This window comes from Streptomyces sp. NH27 (assembly GCF_056859195.1).
On record NZ_JACEGK010000278.1, the window covers coordinates 1 to 10,311 of the forward strand.

Sequence of the window (10,311 nt, forward strand, 5' to 3'; positions counted from 1 at the left end):
AGGCGGGGGCGGAGACGGCGGGGGAGGAGCGGGCGGAGGAGACGGCGGAGGAGGCCGAGCGGTCGGACCCGGCTGACGGGACCGGCGGGACCGGGCGCGCCGGCGGCGGGTCCACCCGGGCCGACAGCCCCGACGACACCGACCGCTGACCCGTCCACGGCGGAACGCCGCCCCGCGCCGTACGAGAGCGCCGCCGGGTGACGACCGAGCCGACCCGGACGGCGGGCGCCGTGGGAGCGGCGCCCGCCGTACCGCGGGCCGTCATTCGCTGTGCAGCACCTGCGAGATCGTCAGCCGAGCCGCCTGGCGGGCCGGTACGAGCGCGCCGAGCGCGGCGATCACCACCCCGGCCAGGGCCAGCCCGGCCAACTGAGGCGCGTGCCACACGTCCCGCATCGACGCGGGGAAGGCGATCACGGAGACGTGGTCGAGCACCGTCCGGTGCGCGAGGATGCCCAGCGGGATGCCGAGCAGCCCGCCGACCAGGCCGATCCCCGCCACCGACGTCACCGTCATCACCACCACCTGGCGCGGTGTCATCCCGATCGACTTGAGCATGCCCAGGTCCCGGCGCCGCTCCCGCGTGGTCAGCAGCACCGTGTTGAACACGCCCAGCGCGGTGACGGCGGACAGCAGCACCGTGAAGATCGTCGAGAAGCCGACGACGGTGACGACCGGCGCCCCCGCGCTCTGCCGGCTGAGCGTGGGGCGCAGCCGCGGGTCGATGCGCTTGGCCGCGGAGACGTACGCGGCGCCGTCGGCGCCCGGCGCGAGGCCGACCGTGTACTGGATCGCGCGGGTGCCGGGGGCGAGGACCGCCATGGTGGCCCAGTCGGAGTCCACCGAATTGGAGTTGCCCTCCAACAGCTCGCCGACGACCCGCACCGGCACCGTACGGCCGTCGGCGTCCAGGCTGGTGCGGTCGCCGACGGAGAGCCCGTGCCGGTCGAGGAAGACCGGGCCTGCGGCGATCTCGCCGGGACCGCTCGGCCGGCGGCCCTTGACGATCTCGTCGGTGGAGCCGCCCACCGCGCCCCGGTAGAAGTTCACGAAGGAGGCGCTGGTGTCCCCGGCCACCCGCGCCCGGCCGAGCGCCCGCACGGCGACCCACTTCGCACCGGGCAGCGACCCCAGCCGCTGTTCTACCTGGAAGTCGGCCAGCTTCGTGCCCGCGCCGCTGAGGCTGTGCTGTCCCGGCCCGCCGACCTCGATGTCCACCTTCCGGCCGCTGTAGCCGTCAGAGGAGTTGCCGAGCCGGGCCATGGTGCTGGTCAGGCCGGTCGCCAGCGTCACCGTGGTGACCCCCAGCAGGATCGCCGCCATCGTCATCAGCGAGCGGCCCGGCCGGGCGAAGGGCAGGCCGAGGCCGAGGCTGACCGCACGCGGCAGCCGGGTGCCGCCGAGCGCCCGCTGCACGCGCAGCCCGCGCCCGGTCCGCGGCGCGCTGCCCGCGCTGATCGCCCGGGCCGCGGACAGCCGGTGCGCCCGCAGCGCCGGGACCAGCGCGGCCACCACCGCGATCAGCGGCACGCCGAGCAGCCCGAGCAGCACCGGCCACAGGTCGACCCGAAGGCTCGCGGACCCGGTCAGCACCCCGTTGAAGGCGACCCCCAGGATCGGCTGGGCCAGCGCTCGTCCGGCCAGGGCGCCGACGGCCGCACCGGCCGTGGCGGGCAGCGACACCATTGCCAGGTACACCGCGACGACCTGGCGGGGCGTGAAACCCAGAGCCTTGAGCACGCCGATGTGCCGGTATCCCGACACCACCGCCCCGCTCACCACGTTGCCGACGATCAGTACCGACACCAGCAGGCCCAGCACGCCGAACATCGTCATGAAAAACGAGTAGCTGTCGGCCTGCGCGGAGAACGTGTGCCGCAGCGTGGCGGCGGACTGCGAGCCGGTCAGCGCGCCCGCGGGCAGCCCCGCCGTGACCTGCGCGAGGTGCGCGGCCGACCGGGGCCGGGACGGGATCGACGACGAGAACCGGTAGAGCATCTGGCGGGAGGCCGGGTGCAGGGCGGCGATCTGGCTCGGCGCGACCCAGGAGTCCGCGGACTTGCTCATGCTCACCGCGAAGCCCACCACGGTGAGGGTCGGCCGGCCGGCCACCGACAGGCGGGTGCCCAGCTGGCGCGGGTTGGGGGCACCGTTTCCAGGGCAGTTCAGGACGATCTGGCCCGGCTTGGTGGCCCAGTGGCCGGACAGCAGCTCGATGTCGTCCACCGGCCCGCCCGGGTCGGCCCGGCCCACCACGGTGATCGGGCCCGGCGCCATCCACAGCCAGTCCGTGGGGATCTTCAGTACCGCCTGCGCGAACGGCCCGGCCGCCGCACGCACCCCGGGCCGGCCGGCCGTGGCCGCGAGCTGCGCGTCCGTCACCTTCGCGGGATCGAAGCTCGCCACCTCGTGCGCGCCGCGCTGCCGCGCGAACGCCTTGTCGAACGGCGCCGAGGCGGCGTCGAGCACCAACAGCGCGAGCACCGTCGTCAGCGTGGAGCACATGACGACAAGTGCGATGATCACCGTCTGGAGCCTGCGCCGCCGTACCGCGGCGCGCGCCGCCCGCCACACCGCGCTCACGGGCTCGGCTCCAGCGTGCTCTGCGCGGCCACCCGGCCGTCGGCGACCTCGACCAGGCGGCTGGCGCAACGGGTGGCCAGGCGCGCGTCATGGGTGACGATCAGCAGGGTCTGGCCGATCTGGTTGAGGTCGATCAGCAGGTCCATCACCTGCTCGCCAGAGCGGCTGTCGAGGGCGCCGGTCGGCTCGTCGGCCAGCAGCAGCGCCGGACGGTTCATCAACGCCCGTGCGACGGCGACCCGTTGGCGTTCGCCGCCGCTGAGCGTGGCCGGGTAGTTGTCCCGCCGGTCGGCGACCCCCAGCTCGTCCAGCAGTTCCAGCGCACGGCGGCGGGCCTGCCGGGCGGAGCTGCCGGTGAGCTGCGCGGCCAGTGCCACGTTGTCGAGCGCGGGCAGGTCGTCGATGAGGTTGAAGAACTGGAAGATCATGCCGACCTGGTGGCGCCGGAAGAGCGCGAGCGCGGTCTCGCCGAGCCCGCCCAGGTCCTGGCCGTTCACCTCGACCAGGCCGGAGGTGGGGCGGTCGAGCCCGGCCACCATGTTGAGCAGCGTCGACTTGCCGCAGCCGGACGGCCCCATGACGGCGACCGCGTCGCCCTGGCGTATTTCGAGGTCGATGCCGTCCAGGGCCTTGGCGTCGCCGTATTCCTTGTGCACGCGGTCGAGTCGTACGACGATCCGCCGCGTGCCGTCTTGGTCTGTGGTCACGGCCTCACGGTAGGAGCGGGCCGGGCCGGCCGCGTCCGTCCCCGGAGGTAACCGCGGCCGGGCGTCAACCCGGTGATGTACGCGGCCGGTCCCGGAGGATGATGCCGGGCGCGGGACCTGGTGGGAGGGTGTGACGGTGGCGGTTTCAGGGGCGGACGTGCTGGTCGGCGCGCTGGTGGCGGTGTGCGTCACCGCGGCGTGGCTGGCGGCGGCGCTGGTGCGGGCCCGGCGGGCGCACCGCCGGGCGGTGGGGGAGCGTGGCTGGCTGCTGGAGCGCGAGCGGGAGAGCGCGGCGCGGGCCGCGGTGTCCGCCGAACGCGCCCGGATCGCGGCCGAGTTGCACGACGTCGTGAGCCACACCGTCAGCGTCATGGTGATCCAGGCCGGCGCCGCCCGCGAGGTACTCGCCACGATGCCGGACGAGGCGGCGGCCGCGATGGCGGCGGTGGAGACGGCCGGACGCGGCGCGATGACCGAACTGCGGCACCTGCTCGGCCTGCTGGCACCGGACCAGGACGGCGCCGACGGGCCGTACGGCGGCGGGGAGTCGTACGGCGGCGGTACGCGCGGCGGCGCGGTCGGCGGGCCGGAGCGGCCGGACCCGGAGGTCGGCGGGCTCGCGCCGGCGCCCGGCCTCGACCGGCTCAGCTCGCTGGTCGACCGGATCGCCTTCGCCGGACTGCCGGTCGAGGTGCGGATCTCGGGCACGCCGCGCCCGCTGCCGGCGGGGATCGACGTCACCGCGTACCGCATCATCCAGGAGGCGCTGACGAACGCGCTGCGGCACGGAGGCGGGGCGAAGACGGAGGTGACGGTGCGATACACCGACCACTACCTGCGGGTGGAGGTGCTCAACGGCGGGCCGAGCGTGATCACCGGGGAGCCCTGGGAGCCGGCGGACGCACGGTCGGGGGCCGGTGCGGCCGGCGTGCTCGCGAAGCGGCGGCCGGGCGGCACCGGGCGGGGCCTGCTCGGCCTGCGCGAGCGCGTCGCGGTCTACGGCGGCGACTTCGACGCCCGGCGCCGGCTCGGCGGCGGCTTCCGCGTCCGGGCCCGCATCCCGCTGGACCGGCCGTGACCGGGCCGGGGCTGCCGGGCGCAGCGGACCCGGATCGGACGCAGGCGCGCGGGCCGGCCGCGGGCGGCGTGACCACGGGTGGAGCCGAGGCGGGCAGGGCCCACGCGGGCGAACCCGCACCCCGGGTCGTGATCGCCGACGACCAGGAACTCGTGCGCACCGGCTTCCGGTTGATCCTGACCGCGCGCGGCATCGACGTGGTCGGCGAGGCGGGGGACGGCGCCGCAGCGGTCGAAGCGGTGCGCCGGCTGCGCCCCGACGTGGCCCTGCTGGACGTCCGGATGCCGGTCATGGACGGCCTCGAAGCCGCCCGCCAGGTGCTCGCGCACGTGCCCGAGTGCCGCGTGATCATGCTGACCACCTTCGACCTCGACCGCTACGTCTACGCCGCTCTCGCGGCCGGCGCCGGCGGCTTCCTCCTCAAGGACGTCACCCCCGCCTACCTGGCCGCGGCCGTGCGCCTGGTCCGTACCGGCGACGCGCTGCTCGCGCCCTCGATCACCCGCCGCCTGGTGGAGCGCTTCGCCGCCGGCGCCGCGCACGCGGACGAGCCCGCGCCCGCGTCGGCCGTCCATCGCGACCTCACCGTCCTCACCCCGCGCGAGCGCGAGGTCCTCGCCCTCGTCGGCCGCGGCCTGTCCAACGCCGAACTCGCCCACCATCTGACGCTCAGCGAGGCCACCGTGAAGACCCACGTCACCCGCATCTTCACCAAGCTCGCCCTGCGCGACCGCGCCCAAGCGGTCGTCGTCGCCTACGAGACCGGGCTCGTCTCGCCCGGCGACCCGACGCCGTGACGTGGCGACAGACGGCGACACGGAAACACGATGACACGGAAACACGATGACGCGGCGATACGGTGGCGCGGCGCCCGACCCGATGCGCACCGGATCGGCCGGGCCGAGGTCCAGGACGCCGTACGGCGGGCCGTCCCGCCGCCGCGCGACGGTACCCGGTATCCGGCCGGGCGCGATACCCGGCCGGAGCTGTGCGGCCGGCCAGGACGGGGGCGACGCTATCGCCCCTGTCCTGGCCGGCATTCGGTCGTGTCCGGTCACTCCGACTTGTCGCCGACGACCGTCCCTCCCGCCACCATGGCCAACTCGCCGTGTTCCGGCTCGTCGCTCGCGCCCGCGCGGCGTCGCGCGGCGGGGATGAGGGTCGCCGCAAGCGTCGCGATCACCAGGGCGCCGGCCAGCATGGCGAACCCGTGGCTGTAACCGGCCTCCTTGGGCAGGCCGCCGGCACCGGTGTCGGCGGTGACGATGCTGGCCATCAAGGCGGCGCCGATCGAGCCGCCGATGGTGCGGATGTTGGCGTTCATGCCGCTGGCGACGCCGGTCTGCTCCGGCGGCACCGCGTTGACGATCAGGCTGGACATGGCCGAGAACACCAGGCCGAAGCCGACACCCATGACGCCGGTGGCGACGTAGATCTCCCACTTGTCCTCGTGGGCGAAGGCGAGTAGCGCCATCGAGGCGATGCCGACCAGGCAGCCGATCACGACGACGGTCTTGCCGCCGATCTGCCGGGCGAGGCGGCCGGACCACATGCCGACGAAGAACATCGTGATGCTCGAGGGGAGCAGCATCAGGCCCGAGGTGGTGATGCTCGCGCCGAATCCGTAGCCGGCGCTCGACGGGGTCTGGACGAACTCCGGCAGGAAGGCGAAGACCGCGTACATCCCGACGCCGATCAGCAGGGCGACCAGGTTGTTGGTCCATACCGCGGTGCGCCGCATCATGCCCATGTCGATCAGCGGCGACGCGGAGCGCTGCTCCACCATGACCCAGGCGACGGCGAGCACGGCGGCGGCGACGATCAACCCGATCACCTTGGCCGAGCCCCAGCCCCAGGTCGGTGCCTCGCTGAGCGCGACCAGCAGAGCCACCAGCCACGCGGACAGCAGGATGCCGGGCAGCCAGCTGATCCTGCCTGCCGTGCGCACCGGCGACTTCGGCACGAAGAAGTGGGCCGCCACCGCCGCGGCGACCGTGAGGATCATCGGCAGCCAGAACAGCCAGTGATAGTCCAGGGCGTTGACGATCGGACCGGCCAGCACGATGCCCAGACCGGCGCCGACCGCGCTGAGCGAGGCGATCGCCCCGACCGCGCCGTTCAGCTTCTCCTTGGGGAACTCGTCACGGATGATCCCGAACGCCAGGGGGAGCACGCCGCCGCCGACGCCCTGGATGACCCGGGCGATGATCATCACCGTCACGTTGGTGGCGAGCGCGGCCAGCAGCGATCCCACCGACAGGGCGACGAGGGTCGCCACGAACACGCGTTCCTTGCCGATCATGTCGCCGATGCGGCCCATGATCGGGGTGAATATCGAGGCCGAGAGCAGGTACGCCGTCAGCACCCAGGTGACGGTGTTCTGAGTGGTGTGCAGGTCCACCGCGATGACGCCCAGCACCGGCGTGACCAGCGACTGAAGCAGCGCGTACGCGGCAACGGCCGCTGCCAACACCGCGAACGTGACCTGATGATGTGTGCGCCGCGCCGGCGTGGCCATAGAGCTCCCTCGGTTTCTGTGCCATAAGCGGAATACTCATTCCGATCCATCGGAGGGTATCCGATGAGGAATAGGGATTCCGCTTCGGTCCCGGGATACGGGAGGCGCCGGGGGCGAGAGTTGCGTCACAGGGCGGAAGGGGCGCACCGGCGAGCGCCGGCCGCCGCGGGCCGGTATCACCCACAAGTGGCCGTCAGGTCGCGGCAGTCCAGCCCGGTACGGTCGGGAGCACCTGCTCGGCGACACGCAGCAGCCCCGCGTCGTCCGCCAACCCGCCGTCCGTGCGCCAGAGGGTCAACTCGTAGGAGCCGCCTAGGTTCTTGGCGTCCAAGGCCACGCCGAGGTCCGGGCCGGGGCGCCGACGCCGCTTCGCAGCCGTGCGGGGACGGTTGCGACGTCTCTAACCTTTTGCGCGGGAGGCCGCGAACCCGCTACGTTCTCCCGACCGGCCGGGGTGTTCCGGATCGGTGCCGTCGACCAGTGGAGGTGTGGAGCTCATGCGCACGAGCGTCCCGCAGGTGAGTTCGCGTATCGACCATTTCCACCTCCTCACGACGGAGACACCTTGTCGCTCCGCATCACCGCACTGACCGACCCCGCGCGCGGGTCCCACAGCCGACGTCTCGCATGGCTGGCGTCCGACGCCGACGCCATCACGGTCGGGACGGCCTTTCTACGGCTGTTCACCGAGTCCGGACAGGAGCACCTGGCCGAACTGACCCTTGGCGTCCACCCCGTGGATCGACGCGAGGGTGTCGGTTCGCAACTCCTCGACACCGCAGTGGCCGCCGCCCGGGAAGACGCCAGGCGTTCCGTGATCGCCCAGGCCGAGGACGGGTCGCCCGGTGCCTGTTTCCTGTCCGCCCGCGGCTTCCGCAAGGTTCTGACCCTGCGGTTCGTCCGCCTGCCGCTGGCCGATGTGGAGGACGCCGTTCTCACCGAGATCATCGAGCTTCCGCATCCCGGCTATGTGCTGGTTTCGTGGCCGGGAACCGTCCCCGACCACCTTGCCCAGACGTTCGCCGCCTCACGTCGGGCCATGGACGACATGCCCATGGACGACACCGACTACGGCACCGTGGTGTGGGACGTGGACCGGGTACGGGCCGCGGCGAAGGCCGTCGAGGGCCGTGGCGACCATCTGCACACCGTCGTCGCCATCGACACCTCCGACGACTCGATCGCCGGGTTCACGGAACTCGTCGTCCCCGGCGACGGGACAGGTGACGGCCAGCACTACGGCACCGGGGTGCTGCCCGAGCACCGCGGACACGGCCTCGGCCGCTGGATGAAGGCCGAGTCGATCCGGCAGGCCCGCGCGAGCTTTCCGGAGCTCGGCGGCCTCCTGACCGACACCGCCGAGAACAACACGCAGATGAGACGCGTCAACGACAGCCTCGGCTACGTACCGACGCACACGACACTCCAGTACCAACTGGATCTGTAGGGGCGCCCGGTAGGGAAGTTCCGTAGGGAAGTCCTGTAGGGACAAGTGGACGGGCCGGACGAGGGCAACACCTCGTCCGGCCCGTTCGCGTATCCGCAACAGGCCCTGGCGCGCGGACGGTTCGCGGTTCGCGGTTCGAACGGGGCGTACAGGATGTGCGGATACGGCAACAATTCGGGCGGCGGTGGTTCGAAGGGGCCCGGGGTGAGAACCCGGTAGGTATGCGTACCACGTCATCGCAGAGCCGAAGGAAGGCCGCCGGGCGGCACCCCCTGGCGCGTACGGCCCCGTTCGCCGCGGCCGTCGTCGCGGTGCTGGCACTCGGCGCGGCCGGGTGCGGCAACGGCGGCAGGACATCGGACCCGGCCGCGCGGTCGGCAACGCCGGCGCCGAGCACGCCGGGCGGTTCCGCGTCCACGGTCCCGAGCAGCACCGCACCACCCGGAGCGACGTCATCGGCGGGCACGGCCGTACCGCAGTCCTCCGCGCCGCAGTCCGCGGGCGGCGGCACGCCCACGGCCGCGCAACCCGAAGCGGCCGGCAGCCGTTGCACCGTCACCGACCTGAAGATGCGCCTCGGCCGCGGTGACCCGGGCGCGGGCCAGATGTACTATCCCCTGCAATTCACGAACACCTCGTCGCACACCTGCGTCCTCGACGGCTTCCCCGGGGTGTCGCTGATCCGGGGCGACGGCAGCACGATAGGGCAGCCCGCCGGCCAGGAGGGCCCCAGGGGCACCGCGGTCGGCCTCAAGCCCGGCGCTACCGTCGAGGCGGATCTGCACACGCTCAACCAGGGGGTCAGCGGCGACAGTTGCTGGCGCAAACCGACCCTGCTCAAGGCGTACCCGCCCGGATCGAGGGACGCCATGACCCTGGCCACGGCTGACCCCGTCGTCTGCGGCGGCACGTTCGACGTGGGCAGCGTCCACTGAGCCGGACCGCCGGGCGCCCACCGCCCGGCGGCATCCACCCGGCGCGTGCCGCACGCCAAGGCATGCGCCGCGGCCGTACCCGTCAGCGCACCCGCACCCATACCCGCTTCGTACCCGCACCCGCATCGGCAACCACCCGTACCCGTACGCGAATCCGCGGACGAACACCGCACAGCACCACGTGAGTGAAAGGCCCGCCCCATGACCGTCAAGGGCATCGACGTCGCTTCCTACCAGTCGAGCACCTACAGCACCTCCGGTCTCGGCTTCGTCATAGTCAAGGCCACCGAGGGCACCGGCTACGTCAACCCCAAACACGCCGCCCAGGTCGCGCACGCCCGGGCCGCGGGCATGGCCGTCGGCCACTACCACTTCGCCCGGCCCGGCAGCATGTCCACGCAGGTCACCTACTTCCTCCAGCACGCCGGGGTGAAGGCGGGCGACATCCTCGCCATGGACTGGGAAGACGCGGACGTGTCGGGGGCGGACAAGGACGCCTTCGTCAAGGCACTGCAGAAGGCGTCGCCCGCCCACCGGGTGCTGCTCTACTGCAACCTCGACTTCTGGCTGCACCGCGACACCACCTCCTTCTGCGGCGACGGCCTGTGGATCGCCGACCCCGGCGCGACCGCCGGCCACCCGCGGGTGGAGCACGCCTGGACCATCCACCAGTACAGCTCGACCGACGGCCTGGACCTCAACGTCGCCAACTTCGCCGGCACCGCCGCGCTCACCACCTGGTCCGCGAAGGGCACACCGGGCGGCACCCCGAGCTACCAACCGTTCCCGGGAGCGGCCTGGTTCACCGTCGGCCGCAAGTCCCCGACCGTGGCCGCGATGCACGCCCGCCTGGTCGCCGTCGGCTGCAACCACTACAAGAGCACCGCGAACAAGGACGTCATCGGCTCCGGCGACATCGCCTCCTACGAGGCATGGCAACACAAGTACAGCACCGATCACGACAAGGGCTGGGCCGGCGCCGCCCTCAAATGGCCTCCCGGCAAGGAAAGTTGGGACGCCCTCCACGTGCCGAAGGGGTGACC

Annotated in this window: 9 protein-coding genes; 5 read left to right on the forward strand and 4 right to left on the reverse strand. The window is 72.8% G+C overall.

Going from position 1 to position 10,311, the window contains the following annotated elements:
- Positions 1-261: 261 nt before the first annotated feature.
- On the reverse strand, positions 262-2,583 hold the full coding sequence (locus AC13HU_RS21995; protein WP_483043637.1) for an ABC transporter permease: 2,322 nt from the start codon (positions 2,581-2,583) through the stop codon (positions 262-264).
- Complete coding sequence (locus AC13HU_RS22000) at positions 2,580-3,290, reverse strand: ABC transporter ATP-binding protein (RefSeq protein WP_483043638.1); 711 nt, start codon at positions 3,288-3,290, stop codon at positions 2,580-2,582. The genes AC13HU_RS21995 and AC13HU_RS22000 overlap by 4 nt, the downstream gene beginning before the upstream one ends.
- A 136-nt stretch (positions 3,291-3,426) precedes the next feature.
- Between AC13HU_RS22000 and AC13HU_RS22005 the strand changes: the two genes are divergently transcribed.
- A complete protein-coding gene (locus AC13HU_RS22005; RefSeq protein ID WP_483043639.1) occupies positions 3,427-4,368 on the forward strand; it encodes a sensor histidine kinase in 942 nt (313 codons plus the stop codon).
- 68 nt (positions 4,369-4,436) lie between these two features.
- Entirely contained in the window at positions 4,437-5,165 is a 729-nt protein-coding gene (locus AC13HU_RS22010) for a response regulator (protein WP_483043640.1), read from the forward strand.
- A gap of 257 nt (positions 5,166-5,422) precedes the next feature.
- Here AC13HU_RS22010 and AC13HU_RS22015 read toward each other — a convergent pair whose 3' ends face one another.
- Positions 5,423-6,841: an MFS transporter gene (locus AC13HU_RS22015; protein WP_483043645.1), complete on the reverse strand. Its 1,419-nt coding sequence runs from the start codon at positions 6,839-6,841 to the stop codon at positions 5,423-5,425.
- Positions 6,842-7,079: 238 nt separating this feature from the next.
- Positions 7,080-7,223, reverse strand: a complete 144-nt coding sequence (locus AC13HU_RS22020; protein WP_483043641.1) for a hypothetical protein — start codon at positions 7,221-7,223, stop codon at positions 7,080-7,082.
- A gap of 228 nt (positions 7,224-7,451) precedes the next feature.
- Between AC13HU_RS22020 and AC13HU_RS22025 the strand changes: the two genes are divergently transcribed.
- From AC13HU_RS22025 to AC13HU_RS22035, 3 genes are all read left to right on the forward strand, one after another.
- Positions 7,452-8,333, forward strand: coding sequence for a GNAT family N-acetyltransferase (locus AC13HU_RS22025; RefSeq protein ID WP_483043642.1), 882 nt, complete (start codon positions 7,452-7,454; stop codon positions 8,331-8,333).
- 221 nt (positions 8,334-8,554) lie between these two features.
- Positions 8,555-9,268 carry a DUF4232 domain-containing protein gene (locus AC13HU_RS22030; protein ID WP_483043643.1) on the forward strand — a complete coding sequence of 238 codons (714 nt, stop codon included), beginning with the start codon at positions 8,555-8,557 and terminating at the stop codon, positions 9,266-9,268.
- Positions 9,269-9,469: 201 nt separating this feature from the next.
- Positions 9,470-10,309 carry a GH25 family lysozyme gene (locus tag AC13HU_RS22035; protein ID WP_483043644.1) on the forward strand — a complete coding sequence of 280 codons (840 nt, stop codon included), beginning with the start codon at positions 9,470-9,472 and terminating at the stop codon, positions 10,307-10,309.
- Positions 10,310-10,311 lie beyond the last annotated feature (2 nt).

Coding starts and splice junctions, on each gene's coding strand:
- AC13HU_RS22030 (WP_483043643.1), top strand. CDS start 8,555: ATGCGTACCACGTCATCGCAGAGCCGAAGGAAGGCCGCCGGGCGGCAC.
- AC13HU_RS22035 (WP_483043644.1), top strand. CDS start 9,470: ATGACCGTCAAGGGCATCGACGTCGCTTCCTACCAGTCGAGCACCTAC.